The sequence below is a fragment of the Burkholderia sp. BE12 genome (assembly GCF_002959955.1).
Lineage (GTDB): Bacteria > Pseudomonadota > Gammaproteobacteria > Burkholderiales > Burkholderiaceae > Burkholderia.
This window is the reverse complement of record NZ_PREY01000011.1, coordinates 171,562-191,682: the sequence shown is the minus strand read 5'-3', so window position 1 is coordinate 191,682 and position 20,121 is coordinate 171,562. Positions and strand designations below refer to the sequence as shown.

General features: G+C 65.7%; 19 protein-coding genes, 2 tRNA genes and 1 pseudogene. 8 read left to right on the top strand and 14 right to left on the bottom strand.

What is annotated here, in order from left to right; translation table 11 throughout:
- Positions 1-45 precede the first annotated feature (45 nt).
- The 5 genes from C4B30_RS15060 (at position 46) to C4B30_RS15035 (ending at position 6,596) form a co-directional block, all read left to right on the top strand.
- Complete coding sequence (locus tag C4B30_RS15060; RefSeq protein WP_027785076.1) at positions 46-1,227, top strand: aminotransferase-like domain-containing protein; 1,182 nt, start codon at positions 46-48, stop codon at positions 1,225-1,227.
- Positions 1,228-1,270: 43 nt separating this feature from the next.
- Positions 1,271-1,729, top strand: a complete 459-nt coding sequence (locus tag C4B30_RS15055) for a RidA family protein (protein WP_027785077.1) — start codon at positions 1,271-1,273, stop codon at positions 1,727-1,729.
- A gap of 14 nt (positions 1,730-1,743) precedes the next feature.
- Positions 1,744-2,628 carry a PhzF family phenazine biosynthesis protein gene (locus C4B30_RS15050; RefSeq protein WP_027785078.1) on the top strand — a complete coding sequence of 295 codons (885 nt, stop codon included), beginning with the start codon at positions 1,744-1,746 and terminating at the stop codon, positions 2,626-2,628.
- 216 nt (positions 2,629-2,844) lie between these two features.
- Entirely contained in the window at positions 2,845-5,184 is a 2,340-nt protein-coding gene (locus C4B30_RS15040; RefSeq protein ID WP_027785079.1) for a bifunctional diguanylate cyclase/phosphodiesterase, read from the top strand.
- Between the two features lie 203 nt (positions 5,185-5,387).
- Complete coding sequence (locus C4B30_RS15035; RefSeq protein ID WP_027785080.1) at positions 5,388-6,596, top strand: chromate transporter; 1,209 nt, start codon at positions 5,388-5,390, stop codon at positions 6,594-6,596.
- A 43-nt stretch (positions 6,597-6,639) separates the two neighbouring features.
- Here the strand turns inward: C4B30_RS15035 and C4B30_RS15030 are convergent, their stop codons facing one another.
- Entirely contained in the window at positions 6,640-7,086 is a 447-nt protein-coding gene (locus tag C4B30_RS15030) for a multidrug/biocide efflux PACE transporter (RefSeq protein WP_027785081.1), read from the bottom strand.
- A 112-nt stretch (positions 7,087-7,198) separates the two neighbouring features.
- Here C4B30_RS15030 and C4B30_RS15025 point away from each other — a divergent pair, with 112 nt between their 5' ends.
- Positions 7,199-8,083, top strand: a complete 885-nt coding sequence (locus C4B30_RS15025) for a LysR family transcriptional regulator (protein WP_027785082.1) — start codon at positions 7,199-7,201, stop codon at positions 8,081-8,083.
- Positions 8,084-8,134: 51 nt separating this feature from the next.
- Here C4B30_RS15025 and C4B30_RS15020 read toward each other — a convergent pair whose 3' ends face one another.
- The 8 genes and pseudogenes from C4B30_RS15020 to C4B30_RS14985 all read right to left on the bottom strand — a co-directional run bounded on the left by C4B30_RS15020 (position 8,135) and on the right by C4B30_RS14985 (position 16,994).
- The gene (locus tag C4B30_RS15020) at positions 8,135-8,593 is read right to left on the bottom strand and encodes a CopD family protein (protein ID WP_027785083.1); all 459 of its coding nucleotides are present in this window, start codon (positions 8,591-8,593) and stop codon (positions 8,135-8,137) included.
- Positions 8,594-8,837: 244 nt separating this feature from the next.
- Positions 8,838-11,159 carry a DNA topoisomerase IV subunit A gene (gene parC / locus C4B30_RS15015; RefSeq protein WP_027785084.1) on the bottom strand — a complete coding sequence of 774 codons (2,322 nt, stop codon included), beginning with the start codon at positions 11,157-11,159 and terminating at the stop codon, positions 8,838-8,840.
- A 226-nt stretch (positions 11,160-11,385) separates the two neighbouring features.
- Positions 11,386-13,368, bottom strand: a complete 1,983-nt coding sequence (gene parE / locus C4B30_RS15010; RefSeq protein WP_027785085.1) for a DNA topoisomerase IV subunit B — start codon at positions 13,366-13,368, stop codon at positions 11,386-11,388.
- A gap of 220 nt (positions 13,369-13,588) precedes the next feature.
- A complete protein-coding gene (locus tag C4B30_RS15005; protein ID WP_027785086.1) occupies positions 13,589-15,538 on the bottom strand; it encodes an ATP-binding cassette domain-containing protein in 1,950 nt (649 codons plus the stop codon).
- Between the two features lie 262 nt (positions 15,539-15,800).
- Complete coding sequence (locus C4B30_RS15000; RefSeq protein ID WP_027785087.1) at positions 15,801-16,205, bottom strand: DUF4399 domain-containing protein; 405 nt, start codon at positions 16,203-16,205, stop codon at positions 15,801-15,803.
- 47 nt (positions 16,206-16,252) lie between these two features.
- A pseudogene (locus C4B30_RS36185) lies at positions 16,253-16,456 on the bottom strand (Arm DNA-binding domain-containing protein); the annotation flags it as partial.
- Between the two features lie 136 nt (positions 16,457-16,592).
- Positions 16,593-16,667: transfer RNA gene (locus tag C4B30_RS14990), tRNA-Arg, on the bottom strand.
- Positions 16,668-16,811: 144 nt separating this feature from the next.
- Positions 16,812-16,994, bottom strand: coding sequence for a rubredoxin (locus tag C4B30_RS14985; RefSeq protein WP_027785088.1), 183 nt, complete (start codon positions 16,992-16,994; stop codon positions 16,812-16,814).
- A 15-nt stretch (positions 16,995-17,009) separates the two neighbouring features.
- Here C4B30_RS14985 and C4B30_RS14980 point away from each other — a divergent pair, with 15 nt between their 5' ends.
- Complete coding sequence (locus C4B30_RS14980) at positions 17,010-17,333, top strand: hypothetical protein (protein WP_089500517.1); 324 nt, start codon at positions 17,010-17,012, stop codon at positions 17,331-17,333.
- On the opposite strand, the gene C4B30_RS35350 is transcribed toward C4B30_RS14980, so the two are convergent.
- The 5 genes from C4B30_RS35350 to C4B30_RS14960 all read right to left on the bottom strand — a co-directional run bounded on the left by C4B30_RS35350 (position 17,330) and on the right by C4B30_RS14960 (position 19,866).
- On the bottom strand, positions 17,330-17,677 hold the full coding sequence (locus C4B30_RS35350; protein WP_155257373.1) for a hypothetical protein: 348 nt from the start codon (positions 17,675-17,677) through the stop codon (positions 17,330-17,332). The genes C4B30_RS14980 and C4B30_RS35350 overlap by 4 nt on opposite strands.
- 168 nt (positions 17,678-17,845) lie before the next feature.
- Positions 17,846-18,568 (bottom strand): O-methyltransferase, encoded by a 723-nt coding sequence (locus C4B30_RS14975; protein ID WP_089500518.1) that lies wholly within the window; start codon positions 18,566-18,568, stop codon positions 17,846-17,848.
- A 96-nt stretch (positions 18,569-18,664) separates the two neighbouring features.
- Entirely contained in the window at positions 18,665-18,961 is a 297-nt protein-coding gene (locus C4B30_RS14970; RefSeq protein ID WP_027785090.1) for a 4Fe-4S binding protein, read from the bottom strand.
- A gap of 2 nt (positions 18,962-18,963) precedes the next feature.
- Complete coding sequence (locus tag C4B30_RS14965) at positions 18,964-19,272, bottom strand: hypothetical protein (protein WP_027785091.1); 309 nt, start codon at positions 19,270-19,272, stop codon at positions 18,964-18,966.
- A 12-nt stretch (positions 19,273-19,284) separates the two neighbouring features.
- Positions 19,285-19,866: an RNA polymerase sigma factor gene (locus C4B30_RS14960; protein ID WP_027785092.1), complete on the bottom strand. Its 582-nt coding sequence runs from the start codon at positions 19,864-19,866 to the stop codon at positions 19,285-19,287.
- Between the two features lie 173 nt (positions 19,867-20,039).
- On the opposite strand from C4B30_RS14960, the gene C4B30_RS14955 reads away from it, so the two are divergent.
- Positions 20,040-20,116, top strand: a tRNA-Met gene (locus C4B30_RS14955).
- Positions 20,117-20,121 lie beyond the last annotated feature (5 nt).

The window sequence follows — 20,121 nt, the reverse complement described above, 5'->3', positions numbered from 1 at the left end:
CGAACGACCTTTCTTGACTGACCACGATATCCGAACGAGGAGACTATGAATCCGAGCGACCTGCACCCGCCGCACTGGCAGCTTTCCGAACGCGCCCGCAAGCTGACGAGCTCTGCGATCCGCGAGATCCTGAAGGTCACGGAGCGCCCCGAGGTCATCTCGTTCGCCGGCGGCCTGCCCGCCCCCGCGACGTTCCCGGCGGAACGCATGCGCGCCGCCGCCGACCGCGTGCTGCGCGATGCGCCGGCCGCCGCGCTCCAGTACAGCGCGACCGAAGGCTACCTGCCGCTGCGCGAGTGGATCGCCGAACGCTACGGCGTGCGCGTGTCGCAGGTGCTGATCACGACCGGCTCGCAGCAGGCACTCGACCTGCTCGGCAAGGCGCTGATCGACCCGAACAGCCCGATCCTCGTCGAAACGCCGACCTACCTCGGCGCGCTGCAATCGTTCTCGCTGTACGAGCCGCGCTACGTGCAGGTGCCCACCGACGAGCAGGGCCTGCTGCCGGAAGGTCTCACGCCCGAACTCACGCAAGGCGCGCGCCTGCTGTACGCGCAGCCGAACTTCCAGAACCCGACCGGCCGCCGCCTGCCCGTCGAGCGCCGCCGCGCGCTCGCCGCGTTCGCGCAGTCGAGCCCGTTCCCGGTGCTGGAAGACGATCCGTACGGCGCGCTGAACTACCAGGGCGAGCCGCTGCCGACGATGCTGTCGATGGCGCCCGACCACGTCGTGCACCTCGGCACGTTCTCGAAGGTGCTCGCGCCGGGCCTGCGGATCGGCTACATCATCGCGCCCGAGGAACTCCACTTCAAGCTCGTGCAGGCCAAGCAGGCCACCGACCTGCACACGCCGACGATCACGCAGCGCATCGCGCACGAAGTGATCAAGGACGGCTTCCTCGACGAGCACATCCCGACGATCCGCGAGCTGTACAGCGCGCAGTGCGACGCGATGCTCGGCGCGCTCACGCGCCACATGCCGGAAGGCGTCACCTGGAACCGCCCGGAAGGCGGGATGTTCATCTGGGTAAACCTGCCCGCGCAGATCGACAGCATGAAGCTGCTCGCCGCGGCCGTCGACAACCACGTCGCCTTCGTGCCGGGCGCGCCGTTCTTCGCGGAGAACGCGCAGCAGAACACGCTGCGCCTGTCGTTCGTGACGGTGCCGCCCGAGAAGATCGAGGAAGGCGTCGCGCGTCTCGGCAAGCTGCTGCGCGAGCGCCTCTGATCCCCTTTTTCCCTGTCACGACTCTCTACGAGGAATCGAACGCATGGCTAACGTCTACGACAAACTGAAGTCGCTCGGCATCGAGCTCCCGAACGCCGGCGCACCGGCTGCCGCCTACGTGATGAGCGCGCAAAGCGGCAACACGGTCTACCTGTCGGGCCACATCGCGAAGAAGGACGGCAAGGTCTGGGTCGGCAAGCTCGGTGCGGATCTGCAAACGGAAGACGGCAAGGCGGCCGCCCGCTCGATCGCGATCGACCTGCTCGCGACGCTGCACGCGCACACCGGCGACCTGAACAAGGTCACGCGCATCGTCAAGCTGATGAGCCTCGTCAACTCGACGCTCGACTTCACCGAACAGCACGTCGTGACGAACGGCGCATCGGAGCTGATCGCCGAAGTGTTCGGCGACGCGGGCAAGCATGCGCGCTCGGCGTTCGGCGTCGCGCAGATCCCGCTCGGCGCGTGCGTCGAGATCGAACTGATCGCCGAAGTCGCGTAACGGGGCACATCGCGATGCCTGGCCGTCTCGTTCGTTTCAAGCAGGTCGACGTGTTCACGTCGGTGCCGTTCAAGGGCAATCCGCTTGCCGTGGTGTTCGACGCCGATGCGCTCGGCGACGACGCCATGCTCGAGATCGCCCGCTGGACGAACCTGTCGGAAACGACGTTCCTCTGCACGCCGACCGATCCGCAAGCCGACTATCGCGTGCGGATCTTCACGACGGGCGGCGAACTGCCGTTCGCCGGCCACCCGACGCTCGGCACCGCGCATGCGTTCCTGGAAAGCGGCGCGCGGCCGCGCACGCCGGGCCGGCTGATCCAGCAGTGCGGGGTCGGCCGGGTCGCGCTGCGCGAGCAGGCCGGCGGCTGGGCGTTCGCCGCGCCGCCGGCGCGCGTCACGCCGCTCGACCGTTCGGACTACGCGGTACTGGCCGCCGCGCTGCGCAGCGACGCGCTCGACCTGGACGCCGAGCCGTGCGCGGTGGACAACGGCGCGCCGTGGCTCGTCGTGCGGCTGAAGTCGGCCGACGCGTGCATCGGCCTGTCGCCCGATCCGGCCGCGCTCGCGGCGCTTACCCACCGCTACGGCGTGCACGGCGTGGCCGCCTACGCGCCGCACGCCGAAGGCGGCCCCGCGACGTTCGAGATTCGCTGCCTGATGACGGGCGACAAGTTCGGCACCCCCGGCGAGGATCCCGTCACCGGCAGCGCGAACGCCGCGCTCGCCGGGTTGCTGACGCGCCAGGATCGCCGCCCCGGCCCGTCGTACACGGCCCGCCAGGGCACGGCGATCGGCCGCGACGGCCGCATTTTCGTCAGCTACGACGAAGACGGCACGACCTGGATCGGCGGCCACGTCGTCACGGTCGTCGACGGCACGTTCCGGTCGCCCGCCTGACATTTCGCGATGTGCGATGGCGCCGGCTCGTCCGGCGCCCTACGCTTTGCCCAACTATCGCAAAAACGTTCCAGCCAGTAATATCGGGCCTAATCCGTTGTTTCGGAGGTCTGTCCATGGTTGCGCGTCCCGCGAACGAACAGACGTCGGGACAATCCGAACCATAGCCGGCCATCCAGACGGATGGCGCACGCGAGCAGGACGCCGCCCTCTTCGATGAGCTCCGCCCGGTCCAACCACACGCCGCCGAACCGGCCGCTGCGCGCGCCGCGCAAATCGCGCCGGCGTGCGCTGTTTGCCATCCCGCTGCTCGGGATGCTGGCGCTCGCGCTGCTGTGGGCCGTGATCATCGCGCGTCTGTCCGTTGAAAAGGACAGCGCCTACAAGGAAGCGGCGGCCTCCGCGGCGATCCTGTCGTCCGCGCTCGAGCAGCATACGGTCAAGGCGATCCACCAGGTCGACCAGATCACCCGCTTCGTCAAGTTCGAATTCGAGAAATCGCCGGCGCGCTTCAATCTCGCGAGCGCCGTCGAGAAAGGCGTCGTGCCGAGCGACACGCTGATCCAGGTGTCGCTCGTCAACGCGAAGGGCATCCTGTTCGCGAACACCGCCGAGCTCCATCCGCAGCCGATCAACCTCTCCGACCGCGAGCACTTCAAGGTTCACCTCGCGCACAACGACGACCGCCTCTTCATCAGCAAGCCCGTGCTCGGCCGCGTGTCGAGCCACTGGACGCTGCAGATGACGCGGCGCCTGAACAACCCGGACGGCAGCTTCGCGGGCATCGTCGTGGTGTCGGAAGACCCGAGCTACTTCACGAACGATTTCTACAACAACGCGGCCATCGGCAAGGAAGGCGTGATCTCGGTCGTATCCGACACGGGCGCGGTGCTCGCACGGCGCACGGGTTCGGTGAGCAACGCTCCGGGCGCGTTTTCGGCCTCGGGCGTCTACCCGATCGCGGAGCGCGTGACGGGCACGATCATCGATCCGATCGACGGCGTGACGCGCATCGTGTCGTACCGCCACCTCGACGGCTACCCGCTCGCGGTGATGGTCGGGCTGTCGCAGACGGAGGAGTTCGCGGACTACTACCACACGCGCAACGTCTACCTGCTGATGACGAGCTTCATCACGCTCGCGATGCTCGCGTTCTTCGGCGTCGCGACGGGGCTGATCGGCAAGCTGCTCGGCCGCGAGCGCGAAATGACGCAGCTCGCCGAATACGACCTGCTCACCGGCCTCGCGAACCGCTATGCGACGCTGCGCGGGCTGCGCAACGACGTGTCGATGCCCGCGAGCCTGTCGCGGCTCGGCCTGCTGTTCATCGATCTCGACAACTTCAAGACCGTCAACGACACGCTCGGCCACAACGCCGGCGACATCGTGCTGCAGATGACCGCGTCGCGCCTGGCCGATGCGGTCGACGACGAAGGCTCGCTCGCGCGCATCGGCGGCGACGAGTTCGTGGTCGTGATGAAGGGCGACGACGTCGAGCGGCGCGCGGTGCGGCTCGCGGAAGCGATCATCCGGATGTTCAGCGAGCCGTTCGACGTACGCGGCAGTTCGTTCGTGCTGCATGCGAGCATCGGCATCGCGCTGCACACCGTCGCGAACGAAAGCGAGATCGACCTGCTGAAAAAGGCCGACCTCGCGATGTACAGCGCGAAGGACGCCGGCAAGAACTGCTACCAGTTCTATGCGCCGCATCTGTCGCACCGCGCCGACCACCTGATGCGCTGGGAACAGCAATTGCGCGTCGCGCTCGCCGAGGGGCAGCTGTTCCTCGCGTACCAGCCGAAGATCGACCTCACGCACCGCACCATCACCGGCTTCGAGGCGCTCGCGCGCTGGGATCATCCCGAACACGGCGTCATCTCCGCGAACGAATTCATTTCGATCGCCGAATCGACCGGCCTGATCGTGCCGATCGGCGACTTCGTGATCCGCACCGCGTGCGAGCAGATCGCGCACTGGCGCGACGAAGGCCACGACACGCTGACGCTCGCGGTCAACATCTCGCCCGTGCAGTTCTGGCGCGGCGACCTGATCGAGACGATTTCTCAGGCGCTGCAGGACACCGGCATCGACGCGAACCGGCTCGAGCTCGAGATCACCGAAACCGCGATGATGGAATATCCGGAACTCGTATCCGAGAAGATCGTCGCGCTGAAAAAGCTCGGCATCCGGATCGCGCTCGACGATTTCGGCACCGGCTATTCGTCGCTGTCCTACCTGCACCGCTTCTCCGTCGACACGCTGAAGGTCGACCGCTCGTTCGTGCAGGCGATTCCGACCGATCGCAGCGTGTGCGTGATGGTGTCGTCGATCGTGCATCTCGCGCGCTCGCTCGGGTTGACCGTCGTCGTCGAAGGCACGGAGACCGAGGAGCAGATCACGTGGCTGTCCGCACTCGGCGAAATCGAGGCGCAGGGCTTCCTGTTCTCGCGCCCGGTGCCGGCCGATGCGATTCCCGCGCTGATCGCACGCTTCGGCGTGCGCGGCGATCATCCGAACGTCGTCGCGCATCGCGCGACCGGCAGCACGGGCGCCTGAGCGCCGCGCCGCTGCCGCCGTGGCGCGCGTTGCGCGCTGCCGCAATTGTTCCGTTTTCCGATCCTATCGCTTAGTTCATTAACTAGCGTTTTCGCGCATGGCAGTGTCATGACGCGCGGCGGACAATCGGGAGGGCCTACGTGTCGGCGGGCCGCCGGCATGACCATACGCGAGAGATCCGGCCCCGCGCCAACCACACGATCATGACCACCGTCGAAGTCGAAGCGACCGCTCGTGTCGAAGAGGCACCGGCATCCCTATGGGCCTTGTTCAAGGTCGTCGCCGGTATTTCGGCCGTCTCGTGGGGCGGGCTTTCGATGATGGCGCAACTCGAACGCCATTACGTGGAGCGGCTGCAGCGCATCGAGCCGCACGTCTTCGGCGATCTCGTCGCGCTCGCGTGGCTCGTACCGGGCCCCGTCGGCTGCAATGTCGCCGTGCAGGTCGGCCAGGTGCTGCATGGCCGGGCGGGCGCATGGGTCGCCGGCATGGCGAGCGTGCTGCCGTTCTCGATCCTGATGACGCTGTTCGCGATCTTCTATCAGACGCCGCTCGTGCGCTCGCTTGCGGCGCCGATGCTGATCAATCACTTCGGGATGGTGCTCGCCGCGTTGATCGGCGTCACGTGGGTCAAGCAGTTGCGCTCGCTCGCGCGCACGCGGCTCGAACAGTCGATCGCCGCGCTATCGACGATTCTGCTCGCTTTCGCGCATAGTCCGGCCGCTTTCGTCGGGATTCTGTTCGCCGCATTTGCAGCGGGCTGGCTGACGGGGCCGTCGCAACGCGACGCGGTCGATTTCACGCTGTCGAAACGCGACCGCGGCCTGCTCGTGCTGCTCGGCGTGCTCGTCCTGCTGTTCGCGGTGCCGCTGCCCGGCGATTACCAGGACGAGTTACTGTGGCCGCGCCTCGCGGGCGCCGGCATGACGCTGTTCGGCGGCGGCTTCTCCGCGCTGCCGGTGCTCAAGACGCTGTTCGTCTCGCCGGCAACCGGCATCTCCGATCACGACTTCACGCTGGCGTTCGCGCTGTCGCCGGTCGCGCCGGGGCCGTTGCTGAATGTGGTGCCGTTTCTCGGCTACCTGACCGACGGCTGGGTCGGCGCGCTGCTCGCCACCGCCGCGCTGTTCATCCCGTCGGGATGCCTCGTCGTGTTCGCGCAGAACCACCTGTTCCGGCTCAAGCGCCATTCGCGCTTCGAGCACGGGATGCGCCTGCTGCGCGCGGCGACGACGGGCTTTCTCGTGGTCGCCGTCGTGAAGATCCTGCATCGCGAGCCGGCCGACCCGATTTACTGGCTGACGGGCGCCTTCGCGACGCTGTGCTTCACGCGCTTCAAGGTGCCCGTCTATGCCGTGTACGGCGCGGTCGCCGTTGCATGCAGCGTGTGGCTGTGGGCCGCCGCGCGTTGACGGGCGGCGGCCTTCCCTGCGAGGCCTGGCGTACCCGGCTCCGTCAACCGGCCTGCACCGCGAGCCGGCGCGCCATCCAGCGGGCGCGCAGCGCGTCGTATGCGAGGTTGAAGCAGAACGTGTAAGGCAGGAAGAACAGCACGATGCCGAGGTCGAGCAGCAGCGCCTCGACGAGGCTCACGTTCAGCCACCACGCGGCAACCGGCACCACCATCGCGACGAGCCCGAGCTCGAACGTCACCGCATGCGCGACCCGCATGCCGAGCGTGCGCGTCAACCCGGCCCGCCGCTCGAAGCGGTCGAACAGCGTGTTGAAGGTCATGTTCCACGCCATCGCGATCAGCGACACCATCACCGTCAGCACACCGACGTGCGACACCGGCATGTCGAGCAGCCACGCGCCGATCGGCGCGCACAACGCGATCGCCACCAGTTCGAACGTCAGCGCGTGCAGCAGGCGTTCCGTCACCGTTTTATTCGTCTGTTTCATGATGCTCTCCAATGCATGACTTGATCCATGTCGGTCATTCTGATCGGTGAGACCGCGTGAATCCAGTTTGGTATCATCGGTTTTACCGATATGACGCCGCCAGGAGCATTGCATGCATCACGCCCCGGAAGCCCTGCTCGCATTCGCCGAAGCGGCGCTGCTCGGCTCGTTTACGGCCGCCGCACGCAAGCTCGGCAAGCGTCAGTCGACCGTGTCGGAGGCGATCGCGAACCTCGAAATCGATCTCGGCGTGCAGTTGTTCGATCGCTCGACGCGCACGCCGACGCTCACCGATGCCGGGCGCGCACTGCTGCCGCAGGTGCAGCGCGCGCTCGAAGCCAGCGCGGCGATCGACCGCACGGCCGCCCGGCTCGCGCACGGCGAGGAAGCGCGGCTCACGCTCGTCGTGTCCGATACGTACCAGTCGAAGCGCTACGAAGAGACGTTGATGGCGCTCGAACGGCGCTTTCCGGCACTCGAGCTCGAATGCCAGATCGCCGAGCACGACGATGTGCTCGACCTGATCCAGCAAGGCCGTGCGCAACTCGGGCTGATGGCCGCGCGCGCGACCTACCCGGCCGATATCGGCGCGGCGACGGTGGCGGAGGAATCGGAGATCGGACTGTTCGTCGGCCGCACGCACGCGCTCGCCGAATACGGTGACGCCGAGGTGCCGCACGCGGCGCTGCGCGACGTGCGCGAACTGCGCCTCAATACGTACGTGAAGACCGAAGGCCGCGGCACCGACGACCGGATCGTCGTCGGCACGCAGCACTGGCTGGCGCCGAGCTACCTGATGCTGCTGGAGATGGCCGTACTGGGGTTCGGCTGGGCGGAACTGCCGCGCTGGATGGTCGAGCACTTCGCACGCGACCGCCTGTGCGAGCTGCGCTCGCGCGGCTGGCCGCGCCGCGTACGGGTGGATGCGGTCTGGTCGCGCAACCGGCCGCTCGGGCCGGCCGGTTCATGGCTGCTCGACGCGATGCTGGCCGCGTAGCGGCGCGTGCCGCCGCGCTTCGGCCTGTGGCCGAGAGCTGGCGCCGGCCCGTCAGAAACCGCGCGACAGCACGGCCGCGCCGATCGTGACGACGCCGAGCACGAGGTTCACGACGACGAGCATGCGCACCGCGTTCACCGCGCGCGCGCCGTCCGGCCAGTTCTGCGCTTGCACCGCACGGCGAATGCGCGGGAACAGCGCGAAGCGGATGTGCCCGAAGATCAGCATCATCACGACGCCGAGCCCGGCCATCGCATGCAGCGACCAGGTCGCGTGCGCCCCGCCGAAGCTCATCAGCAGGAACCCGCCGGACAGCAGGATCACGATCACGGCCCCGGACACCCAGTTGAAGAAGCGACCGAACACGCCTTCGATCAGCGGCAACCGGAGCTGCGGCGACAGGTCGGACAGCGCCGGGCGCAGGCAGAAGTTCGCGAAGACCATCCCGCCCACCCACACGGCGACGGCCAGCAGGTGAAGAAACAGCGCGACGGCAACGGCATGGGACATGGGGACGATCCTGTGATGAGTGGGGTGCAGCGAACGGCCGCGTCGCACGCGGCATCAAGCGACGTTCGACCCGCCAGCCGCGTCGCGGTTCAGGCCCTCGGCGCGATTTCACATTATTTTGCAAGTTCCGCGTGTCAACGCCACGCTTGCTTACCCGAATCCCGCGCCGGAAAGAAAAAGCCGCACGCCCGCCGAAGCGGACGTGCGGCCTTCGATCGCGGCTGAACCGTGCGACCGCGCAGCGTCAGCCGAGCAGCGGCCGCAGCTCGTTGACGACCTTGAGCTTCGTCTCCGGCGCGCGGCCCTTGCGTGCGCGCTTGCCGATGTGCGGCGCGAGCCCGGCATACGACAGCGTGTCGTCCTGCGCCTTGCCGCCGCGGCCGGTGCCGATCAGCACGACGCCCGCCGGATCGATCGCCAGCGCCTGCACGAGCGTTTCCTTGTCGTCGAGCGCCATCAGGATCACGCCGCGTCCGCCGCCGGACAGCGTCTTCATCTCGTCCATCCCGAACACGAGCAAGCGCCCGCCGCTCGACAGACACGCGACCTGCGTCGCATTCGGCAGCACCGGCATCGGCGCGAGCGGCACCGCGCCCGCATCGATGGTCATGAACGACTTGCCGGCCTTCACGCGGCTCACCATGTCGCCGACCTTCGCGAGGAAGCCGAAGCCGTTGCTCGACGCGAGCAGCAGTTGCTGGTCGGCCGGCGCCGCGTAGTAGTGCATCAGGTGCGAGCCCGATTCGAGCTCGATCAGCGACGTGACCGGCACGCCGTCGCCGCGCCCGCCCGGCAGCACCGACACGTCGACCGAATACACGCGGCCGCTGCTGCCCCACGCGATCAGGCGATCCGGCGTGCGGCACTGGAATGCCGCGTACAGGTGGTCGCCCGCCTTGAACGTGAAGCCGGCCGGGTCGAGCCCGTGGCCCTTCAGCGCACGCACCCAGCCCTTCTGCGATACGACCACCGTCACCGGCTCGTCGACCACCTTCGCCTCGAACGTCGCGCGCTTTTCCTGCTGGATCAGCGTGCGGCGATCGTCGCCGTACTGCTTCGCATCGGCCTCGATCTCCTTGATCATCAGCCGCTTCATCGCGCTTTCGTTCGCGAGCAGCTCCTCGAGCTTCGCCTTCTCGTCGCGCAGCGTCTCGAGTTCCTTCTCGATCTTGATCTTCTCGAGCCGCGCCAATTGACGCAGGCGGATTTCGAGGATGTCCTCGGCCTGCCGCTCGCTGAGGCCGAACGCGCTCATCAGTGCGGCCTTCGGCTCGTCCGACTCGCGGATGATGCGGATCACCTCGTCGATGTTCAGGAAGACGATCATCCGCCCTTCGAGGATGTGGATGCGGTCGTCGACCTTGCCGAGACGGTGGCGCGTGCGTCGCGTCATCGTCAGCTGGCGGAACTTCACCCATTCGTCGAGAATCGTCAGCAGGCCCTTCTGGCCCGGCCGGCCGTCGGCGCCGATCATCACGAGGTTCAGCGTCGCGTTCGATTCGAGGCTCGTGTACGCGAGCAGCGTGTTCACGAATTCCGTCTGGTCGATCGTGCGCGACTTCGGCTCGAACACGAGCCGCACCGCCGCTTCCTTGCCCGACTCGTCGCGCACCGCGTCGAGCAGGTCGAGCATCGCCTTCTTCGTGTTGAGCTGCTCGGGCGTCAGCGTCTTCTTGCCGAGCTTGAGCTTCGGGTTGGTCAGTTCCTCGATTTCCTCGAGCACCTTCTGGCCCGACGTGCTCGGCGGCAGCTCGGTCACGACGAGCTGCCACTGGCCGCGCGCGAGATCCTCGATCTTCCACTTCGCACGCACCTTCAGGCTGCCGCGGCCCGTTTCGTACGCCGCCGAGATTTCGGTGTCGCTCGAGATGATCTGGCCGCCGCCGGGGAAATCCGGTCCGGGAATCAGGTTCATCAGCTCCGCGTGCGTGAGCTTCGGATTGCGGATCAGCGCGACCGCCGCGGCCGCGACCTCGCGCAGGTTGTGCGACGGGATTTCGGTGGCCAGGCCGACCGCGATGCCCGACGCGCCGTTCAGCAGCACGAACGGCATGCGGCTCGGCAGCGTCTTCGGCTCCTCGAACGAGCCGTCGTAGTTCGGCATGAAGTCGACCGTGCCCTGGTCGATCTCGTCGAGCAGCAGCTTCGCGATCGGCGTGAGGCGCGCTTCCGTGTAACGCATCGCCGCCGCGCCGTCGCCGTCGCGCGAGCCGAAGTTGCCCTGCCCGTCGATCAGCGGATAGCGCAGCGAGAAATTCTGTGCGAGACGCACGAGCGCGTCGTACGCCGACTGGTCGCCGTGCGGATGGTATTTACCGAGCACGTCGCCGACCACGCGCGCCGACTTCACCGGCTTCGCGTCGGGCCCGAGGCCCATTTCGTTCATCGCGAACAGGATCCGGCGCTGCACCGGCTTCTGGCCGTCGCACACGTCGGGCAGCGCGCGGCTTTTCACGACGCTGACCGCGTAGCTGAGATACGCCTGTTCCGCGTAGTTGCCGAGCGTCAACGCGTCGCTCTCGGGCGCGTCGGGGCTGGCAAAGAGATCGGAAGTATTGTCGTCCATCTGAATTCCGTATTCGTAAGTGGCGTGAGGCCGGGCCGGGCGTCATGCCCGGCCGCGCGGAAGCGGCGGTGCAGTGTTCGATGTCAAGCGGTGCTGATGCGCCAGCGGATTCGCGTTCGTGGCAAGAAGCAAACCGCAGCGATGCCAGACGCATCGCGAGGATTTGCGACGCCGCCACGGGCGCGAAGGCGCAGCGCATCAGTGCCGATTGGCGTCGAACACTGCACTAAATGTCCGCTTCGACGTCGTTGCCCTTTTCCTCGAGCCAGCCGCGCCGCGCGGCTGCCTCGCCCTTGCCCATCAGCATCGTCATCCGCGCGACGGTCGCGTCGTAGTCGAGCTCGCCAAGCTTCACCGGCATCAGGCGGCGCGTGTCGGGATTCATCGTCGTGTCCCACAGCTGCTCGGCGCTCATTTCGCCGAGGCCCTTGAAGCGGCTGATGCTCCACTGCGTGTCGCGCACGCCGTCCTTGCGCAGCTTGTCGAGCGTCGCCTCGAGTTCGCCGTCGTCGAGCGCATAGAGCTTCTGCGCGGGCTTCTTGCCGCGCGCGGGCGCGTCGACGCGGAACAGCGGCGGGCGCGCCACATAGACATGGCCGCGCTCGATCAATTGCGGGAAATGCTTGAAGAACAGCGTGAGCAGCAGCACCTGGATGTGCGAGCCGTCGACGTCCGCGTCCGACAGGATGCAGATCTTGCCGTAGCGCAGATTCGACAGGTCGACGGTGTCGTCCGGGCTGTGCGGATCGACGCCGATCGCGACCGAGATGTCGTGCACCTCGTTGTTCGCGAACAGGCGGTCGCGCTCGGTTTCCCACGTGTTCAGCACCTTGCCGCGCAGCGGCAGGATCGCCTGGTATTCCTTGTCGCGGCCCATCTTCGCGGAGCCGCCCGCCGAGTCGCCCTCGACGAGGAACAGTTCGTTGCGCGCGATATCTTCCGTCTCGCAGTCGGTCAGCTTGCCGGGCAGCACCGCGACGCCCGAGCTCTTGCGCTTCTCGACCTTCTGGCCCGCGCGCGTACGCGCCTGCGCCTGCTTGATCACGAGTTCCGCGAGCTTCTTGCCGTGCTCGACGTGCTGGTTCAGCCACAGTTCGAGCGCCGGACGCGAGAACGACGACACGAGCTTCACCGCATCGCGGCTGTTCAGCCGTTCCTTGATCTGCCCCTGGAACTGCGGATCGAGCACCTTCGCGGACAGCACGAACGACACGCGCGCGAACACGTCTTCCGCGAGCAGCTTCACGCCCTTCGGCTGCAGGTTGTGCAGTTCGACGAAGCTCTTCACCGCCTGATAGAGACCGTCGCGCAGGCCCGACTCGTGCGTGCCGCCGGCCGGCGTGGGGATCAGGTTCACGTACGACTCGCGCACGAGCGAGCCTTCCTCGCTCCATGCGACGACCCACGACGCGCCTTCGCCCTCGGCGAAGGTTTCGTCGATCGAACGCGAATCGGCGAAACGCTCGCCTTCGAACAGCGGGATCAGCAGCTCGCTGCCGTTCATTTCGTCGAGCAGGTAGCCGCGCAGGCCGTCTTCGTACTTCCACGTCTGGCGCTCGCCCGTTTTCTCGTTGACGAACACGACCTCGACGCCCGGCAGCAGCACGGCCTTCGAGCGCAGCAGGCGCTGCAGCTCGCCGAGCGGCAGGTTCGGCGAATCGAAGTACTTCGGATTCGGCCACACCTGCACGCGCGTGCCGGATTTCTTCTCGCCTCGGCCTGCGCCTTGCGTCGCGAGCGGCTTCACGACGTCGCCGTCGGCGAAGCCGAGCTCGGCGATCTTGCCGTCGCGCCAGACCGTCACGTCGAGACGCGTCGCAAGTGCGTTCGTCACCGACACGCCGACCCCGTGCAGGCCGCCCGAGAACGTATAGGCGCCGCCCGCGGCCTTGTCGAACTTGCCGCCCGCATGCAGGCGCGTGAACACGATCTCGACGACCGGCACGCCTTCTTCGGGGTGCATGCCGAACGGGATGCCGCGGCCGTCGTCGTCGACCGACACCGACTGGTCGGCGTGCAGCGTGACCGTGATCTGCTTGCCGTAACCGCCGAGCGCCTCGTCGGACGCGTTGTCGATGACTTCCTGGATGATGTGCAGCGGATTTTCGGTACGGGTGTACATGCCGGGCCGCTGCTTGACCGGCTCGAGACCCTTGAGCACCTTGATCGATGCTTCGCTATAGGCCGCGCTGGGTTTCTTCGTTGACATAGGCGCTGAATTTCGTCATTCATCGGGACGTTGTCCACACCTCGTGTGGATAACGTCGTGGACAAAACGTTGAGTTCTGTAAAAAAGCGAATCGAAACAACGGTGTGCTTGGACTGCTCCGAAAGCGGGCGCGCGGCGTGCGCGGCGCGCCCCTGAACGCGCGGTATTTTACTGGTTCCGCGTGACGCGCCAATCGCGGGATCGGCGCGCGCCGCACGCGTCACGCCGGCTTGCGCTTCGCCTCGAGCGTTTCCCACCGTTCGAGCGCGGCGAGCAGTTCGTCGTCGATCGCCGCGAACCGCTCGGTCAGGCGCGTGCCTTCCTGCGGATCCTTCGCGAAAATCGAGCCGTCGTCGAGCTGCGCATTGATCGTCTTCTGCTCCGCTTCGAGCGCGGCGATCTTCTCCGGCAGCGAATCGAGTTCGCGCTGCTCGTTGAACGACAGCTTCACCGTGCGCTGCGCGTTGCGGCCCGCCGCGCTCTTCGCCGGCTCGTCCTTCGCGGGCGCCGCTTCCTTGACCGTGCGCTTCGCCGCCTCCTGCTGCGCGAGCTGCTCAGAGCGTTCGCTCTGGATCTGCCAGTCGGTGAAGCCGCCGACGTATTCGCGCCACTTGCCGTCGCCCTCGGCCGCGATCACCGACGTCACGACGTTGTCGAGGAACGCGCGATCGTGGCTGACGAGCAGCACCGTGCCGTCGTAGTCGGCCAGCAGCTCTTCGAGCAGTTCGAGCGTCGGGATATCGAGATCGTTGGTCGGTTCGTCGAGCACCAGCACGTTGGCCGGCCGCGCGAACAGGCGCGCGAGCAGCAGCCGGTTGCGCTCGCCGCCCGACAGCGACTTCACCGGCGAACGCGCGCGTTCCGGTGCGAACAGGAAATCGCCGAGATAGCTCATCACGTGCTTGCGCACGCCGCCGATCTCGACCCATTCGCTGCCGGGGCTGATCGTATCCGCGAGGCTCTTCTCCTGGTCGAGCTGCGCGCGCATCTGGTCGAAATACGCGACCTGCAGGTTCGTGCCGGTGCGCACCGTGCCTTCGTCTGGCTTCAGGTCGCCGAGGATCAGCTTCAGCAGCGTGGTCTTGCCGGCGCCGTTCGGGCCGACGAAGCCGATCTTGTCGCCGCGCATGACCGTCGTCGAGAAACGGTCGACCACCGTGCGGCCGCCGTAACGCTTCGTCACGTCGGTCAGCTCCGCGACGATCTTGCCGGACTTCTCGCCCTGCGCGACGTCGAGCTTCACGTTGCCCTGCGCATTGCGGCGCTCGGCATGCTCGTTGCGCATTTGCACGAGCCGCGCGATGCGGCCGACGCTGCGCGTACGGCGCGCTTCGACGCCCTTGCGGATCCACACCTCTTCCTGCGCGAGCAGCTTGTCGAATTTCTCGTTCTCCACGCGCTCGACTTCGAGCTGCTGCGCCTTGCGCGTCTGGTACGCGGAGAAATTGCCCGGATACGACAGCAGCCGGCCGCGATCGAGCTCGACGATGCGCGTCGCGACGCGATCGAGGAACGCGCGATCGTGGGTGATGAACAGCAGCCCCGCGCGCTGCGCGACGAGCAGCTCCTCGAGCCAGCGGATGCCGTCGAAGTCGAGGTGGTTGGTCGGTTCGTCGAGCAGCAGCACGTCGGGTTGCAGCACCAGCGCGCGCGCCAGCGCGACGCGCTTCTGCATCCCGCCCGACAGTGCGTCGACGCTGGCGTCGCCGTCTTGCAGGCCGATCTGCGCGAGCGTCATCGATACGCGCGTGCGCCAGTTCCACGCGTCGTGGGTGTCCAGCGACGACTGCAGTGCGTTCATCCGCGCGAGCAGCGCATCGTGCTCGGCGCCTTCCGGTATCTCCGCGAGACGGTGTGCGATCGAATCGTATTCTTCGAGCAGTTCGCGCGTGTGCGCCAGCCCCGACGCGACCGCGTCGAATACCGTCGCGCCCGGCTCGAATTCGGGCTCCTGCGGCACGTAGACGGTCACCAGCTCCTGCTGGCGCGTGATCAGCCCGTCGTCGGCCTTCGCGAGGCCGGCCACGATCTTCAGCAGCGACGACTTGCCCGCGCCGTTGCGGCCGATCAGGCCGACGCGCTCGCCGGCTTCCAGCGAGAAATCCGCGTGATCGAGCAACGCGACGTGACCGAACGCGAGCTGCGCGCCGGTAATGGAATAGAGCGACATGGGGAGACGGCGAAGAGAGGAATCGGAAGCGCCCATTGTACCGGTCGCGGAGGCCGGTATCGGCTCGGCCGGATGGACGAACGCCGCAGGTCGCGCTTGAAGCGCATCGGCGCGGTGCCGTGAGCGGGTTGCGGCCGGTTTCCGGTACGGATGCCGGCCGCGGTTTGCGTACCCGCGAAAACGGCCGAATGCCGGCCGGATGCCAGAGCCGGCCGATCGGCAGATCCCGCGCGCGGCGCATCCGCCTGCGCGGGATGCACGGTTATTTCACGTTGACCGTGATCGTCGAGCTCATTTCGGGGCCGTACGAACGGTGCGCACCGTCACCGAGCTGCAGCGTCAGCGTGTGCTGGCCGGGCGGCAGCTTCACGTCGGTTTCGGTCTGGGCCTTGCCGAAATGCAGCGAACGGTCGGTCGCCGGGATCACATCGCCCTTCGGCACCGGCTTGCCGTCGATCAGCAGATGATGGTGACCGGTATCCGGGGTCATGTCGCCGGCCGGCTTGAGCGCCATGCCGTCGAGACCGAACTTCACGTGCACGGGGCTCGACACCGTCGCGCCGTCCTGCGGCTCGACGAAGAACACACGCGCTTCGGCGCGCGCGAGTGTCGACACGGCCAGCGCCGCGACACAGACTGCACCCGCGATCCACTTTCTGTTGAGCATCGTTACCTCCTTCAGATTGACAGGCTCACGAAGCATACACTGCATGCGCGGCCGACGCGTCGGCGTCGAAGCGTTACGGTCGGATAGATGCCCAAGGCGAGCGTCTTCTGCTTGCCAAGGAAGCGGTAAGACGAGCGCCGGTACTTCGCGGCGCTCGGTTGGACGAGCAAGAACATCCCGCCACCGTCCGTGAGTTTGTACCGTGCCGCGCTGGCCTTCGCGTTCCGTACCTGTACGTCAGTGAGAGGCATTGTTGGTATCTGCCGATACCAACACTTTCTCCGGCTGTCACTGAGCAACCTTGGGTAACGATGTGAGGAGAGCGTCGCCAGACGGGCCTGAACGGGGCGATGTCTTGTGAATCTTGGGGATGGTTTGGAGCTTGACTGGTCCCCCCGACAGGAATCGAACCTGTATCTAGCGCTTAGGAGGCGCTTGTTCTATCCATTGAACTACGGGGAGGGCCATGTCCGCAGTCGCGTAAAAAACGCGAACCGGACGGCGGCATGGACAGCGCGCAGAGTATAGCAAACGCGCGGCGCGTCGGCGGGGCGGAATGCACACCGACGTGCGTGTCAATTAATCAACCGCGATCGGAACGGAAAATCAGAAATCGACGACGACGAAATCGTCCTTACCCACGTCGCACAGCGGGCAGCGCCAGTCGGCGGGAATGTCGGCGAAACGGGTGCCGGCCGCGATGCCTTCGTCGGGCAGTCCTTCAGCTTCGTTGTAGACCCACCCGCAAATCAGGCAGACCCAGCTCTGGTATTCGGTTACTTCGCTCATGTTGCGCTCGGGATAATGAAATTCGGCGATACCGTCCGCAGCCTCGCCGGCGGACGAAAGGCGCAATGGTACCGGAATTTCGCCGAACACCTGCGCAACGTCGTTTTAAACGTACGCATCGCGAACAACGCGACAGCACGGAAGAAGCGCGACGAGGCCGGCGAGCAGACCGCGGCTGACATCAATCCGGGCAGAAGGACGCGAAACGGGCTGCCGAAATCGCGGCGGCGACCGGTCAATGTCATCCACGCCATTTGCCCACCTTCCCTTGCTGCGACTCCGGATGCGGGGGCCTCACTCGTGCTAGCGTTAGCCGCAGTGCCGCATGTTTCAACCTAGCGGCCGACGAATGGAGATACTGCAACCGCCCACATTCCAAGAAGAACCAGACACTCGATGGCGAACATTACTTGGTCGTATGTATTGCGAAGCGCTGATCGCATCGCATAAACGACGTAAATCAATGTAAAGAGCGGGGTGACGACCCACGTGGCAGCGGTCAACAAAACGAAGCCCGTTGTGCCGGCTGTAAAAATTCCGCTATGAAATCCGCCGACCTCGACATAGCAGTATGCAAAGCCGATCCACGGAATCCACAATCCGATGAAGGTAGCGATAGCGAGCGTGATCGCACCTGATGAAGGCCCAGATTCAGCGCTCTCGATGTCTTGTGATTCGTTCATAGTGTCGTTCCTCTCAGGAACGGACTCTACACCGCCACCGCACCAAACGCGGAGAACAGATCAACAAATCTCAGGAACGCTCACCATCTACTTGTCCAACCTAGAAATATGAATTCTGTCAGGGGGATCAGCCAAGCTCCAAACTTCCCCCAAGATTCAAGCCCCCGCTCAAGCCACGACCACCGTAAACTCGACCCCCGACTCAAAATCCAGCGTCGTGGTCGAAAACCGCGGATCCTCGTCGAGGTAATGCTTGTACGGTCGGACGGCGTCTTCGGCCGTGTACATGTTGTCAGCCAGCACGACCGATCCCGGCCGCAGCAGGCGCTCGATCTGCTTGAACAGCTTCAGATAGGCGTCAGCCCATACGTCGATAAACACCATGTCGACGGTCCCGTCCAGTTCGGCAACCGTCTCGAACACATCGCCCTCCCGCAAGTCGACATAGGCGTCCAGCCCTGCTGTTTCGACGTGAGCCCGCAAACGCGCGCATTTGAGCGCATCACGTTCGGTCGCGATGACCACGCCACGGCCCAACATACGCAGCGCGTCGGCGAAATACAGAGTCGACACGCCACAGGAACTGCCAAGTTCAAGAATTCTGCCCGACCGTTGCGACAACACGGTGTTGCGCAAGAATCGTCCCGTTTCCGCCGACACGGCCAACGATAGCGCACCGCTTTCCGACGATTCGAAATCGTCGCTGAAGAGGCCGAACGTTTCGAGAAAGCGCCCTCGCAGCCGGGGTGCGAGCGCTTCGTATTCGTCGACGAGCGTCGGAAACGCCGCATTCGGCCCCTGGAACTGCGCGCGGGCCCGGGCGATGATTTCGCTCCGGCTTTCTTCATGAAGCCGTTGCAGAAGAACGTCGATGGTTGAAGCCAAGTGCATTCCTTGACGAGATTGATCACATGAACGGCGTATCCAGCGGCTGCCATCCGCCCGACTGCCGCGATACCGCTCCATCATCTGCGAGCACGGCCGACGCTACGCCCTTCTGGCGAGCGTGATCGCGCGTTCGGGACACGCCGTCACGCAAAGCCCGCATGATCGGCAGGCTTGCGCATTCGGCGTGTAGGCGACTTTCATTCCATGCACGCGCAGTTTCAAGCGATGCATCAGACCGAGGTCGACGTAATCGGCCTGATCGATGCGCCGCACCTCGAACACGTTTTCCGGGCAAACGGTGACGCAATCCCCCTTGCCTTCGCAACGTTTCAGATCGACGACCGGCGCAATCACACCCGCCTTCTGTTTGCAGTCGTCCGATGATTTTTCGCGCATGTTCACTCCTCCGTGCGCCGGGTGCCGCGCGATCGCCATGCGGCCCGGAACTGCTCGCGCTCTTCGGGCGTCATGGCTTCCCACTTGCGCCAGTGGCGCCGGCCGTGCCAGCCGCGGTGTCCGCGAAATCCACCGAACAGGATGCGGCTCAACACGAGGAGGCCCAGCGCATGGGCGAAGTCGATCGTCCGGGCGCCGACGAATAGCGCCGGAACCACCCAGTTCCACAGCATCATGACGACCCATCCGAGCACGCCTATGGCGACCACCACGAGCAGCGCCTTGCCCGCACATCTGATTCGAAAATTCATCCGTCGACTCCTCTAGCTATCCAGTTCGTCATAAATGGGTTGCAGCCGAGCACGCAGATGCAAGACCGCGTAGCGTTTGCGCGCAAGCAGCGTATTGAGCGTGACGCCGCTTTGCGCGGCCATCTCCTTGAAGGACAGCCCCTCCAGTTCGTGTGCGATAAAAACCTCGCGCTGATTCGCCGGCAACTCGTCGAGCGCATCCTGCAACGCCTTGAGCAACAGCGTGCGAGCGTAGAGCGCTTCAGGGCCGGCATCGTGCGCCGGTAACGCGAGATCCAGCCGATATTCGCTGTCCGCTTCGTCGTCGGCATCGACCAGATCGGTCAGCGGCTGCTCCTTCCTTTTGCGAAAACGATCGATGATGCGGTTGCGCGCGGCACGGAACAGCCACGCACTCGCCTGTTCGATCGGCGCGGGAAGTCGATAAGCCTGGACGAATTCGTGGAGCACATCCTGCAGAACGTCCTCGGCATCGTCCGGGTCGCGTATCCGGCGCCGAATGAAGTTCCCTAGCCTCGTTCGTTCACGCATCACCGTCGCAGTGATGTCGCGGTCTGGGTCGGTCATCGTTTGCGAAGTGGGTGGCGGTTCCATGCGTCTGAAGACGTTTCAGGCCCGCGAATATTGTGGCGAGTATGAAAAATTTCCGGCCGTACGCGTCGGCTTCACTGCGTCGCAGCCGTTTCAAGGAACAGGCCCGATATGTCATCGGACCGTCTTCGCACGAATCGTTTGACTCTGCGCACCGACCCAAGTACACTTCGCGCCGCGGGGTGGAGCAGTCTGGCAGCTCGTCGGGCTCATAACCCGAAGGTCGTAGGTTCAAATCCTACCCCCGCAACCAAATGC

What these genes read in the sequence shown, in the direction of transcription:
- C4B30_RS15060 (WP_027785076.1), top strand. Translation starts at nt 46, where the DNA reads ATGAATCCGAGCGACCTGCACCCGCCGCACTGGCAGCTTTCCGAACGC.
- C4B30_RS15055 (WP_027785077.1), top strand. Translation starts at nt 1,271, where the DNA reads ATGGCTAACGTCTACGACAAACTGAAGTCGCTCGGCATCGAGCTCCCG.
- C4B30_RS15050 (WP_027785078.1), top strand. Translation starts at nt 1,744, where the DNA reads ATGCCTGGCCGTCTCGTTCGTTTCAAGCAGGTCGACGTGTTCACGTCG.
- C4B30_RS15040 (WP_027785079.1), top strand. Translation starts at nt 2,845, where the DNA reads ATGAGCTCCGCCCGGTCCAACCACACGCCGCCGAACCGGCCGCTGCGC.
- C4B30_RS15035 (WP_027785080.1), top strand. Translation starts at nt 5,388, where the DNA reads ATGACCACCGTCGAAGTCGAAGCGACCGCTCGTGTCGAAGAGGCACCG.
- C4B30_RS15030 (WP_027785081.1), bottom strand. Translation starts at nt 7,086, where the DNA reads ATGAAACAGACGAATAAAACGGTGACGGAACGCCTGCTGCACGCGCTG.
- C4B30_RS15025 (WP_027785082.1), top strand. Translation starts at nt 7,199, where the DNA reads ATGCATCACGCCCCGGAAGCCCTGCTCGCATTCGCCGAAGCGGCGCTG.
- C4B30_RS15020 (WP_027785083.1), bottom strand. Translation starts at nt 8,593, where the DNA reads ATGTCCCATGCCGTTGCCGTCGCGCTGTTTCTTCACCTGCTGGCCGTC.
- parC (WP_027785084.1), bottom strand. Translation starts at nt 11,159, where the DNA reads ATGGACGACAATACTTCCGATCTCTTTGCCAGCCCCGACGCGCCCGAG.
- parE (WP_027785085.1), bottom strand. Translation starts at nt 13,368, where the DNA reads ATGTCAACGAAGAAACCCAGCGCGGCCTATAGCGAAGCATCGATCAAG.
- C4B30_RS15005 (WP_027785086.1), bottom strand. Translation starts at nt 15,538, where the DNA reads ATGTCGCTCTATTCCATTACCGGCGCGCAGCTCGCGTTCGGTCACGTC.
- C4B30_RS15000 (WP_027785087.1), bottom strand. Translation starts at nt 16,205, where the DNA reads ATGCTCAACAGAAAGTGGATCGCGGGTGCAGTCTGTGTCGCGGCGCTG.
- C4B30_RS14985 (WP_027785088.1), bottom strand. Translation starts at nt 16,994, where the DNA reads ATGAGCGAAGTAACCGAATACCAGAGCTGGGTCTGCCTGATTTGCGGG.
- C4B30_RS14980 (WP_089500517.1), top strand. Translation starts at nt 17,010, where the DNA reads ATGAAATTCGGCGATACCGTCCGCAGCCTCGCCGGCGGACGAAAGGCG.
- C4B30_RS35350 (WP_155257373.1), bottom strand. Translation starts at nt 17,677, where the DNA reads ATGAACGAATCACAAGACATCGAGAGCGCTGAATCTGGGCCTTCATCA.
- C4B30_RS14975 (WP_089500518.1), bottom strand. Translation starts at nt 18,568, where the DNA reads ATGCACTTGGCTTCAACCATCGACGTTCTTCTGCAACGGCTTCATGAA.
- C4B30_RS14970 (WP_027785090.1), bottom strand. Translation starts at nt 18,961, where the DNA reads ATGCGCGAAAAATCATCGGACGACTGCAAACAGAAGGCGGGTGTGATT.
- C4B30_RS14965 (WP_027785091.1), bottom strand. Translation starts at nt 19,272, where the DNA reads ATGAATTTTCGAATCAGATGTGCGGGCAAGGCGCTGCTCGTGGTGGTC.
- C4B30_RS14960 (WP_027785092.1), bottom strand. Translation starts at nt 19,866, where the DNA reads ATGGAACCGCCACCCACTTCGCAAACGATGACCGACCCAGACCGCGAC.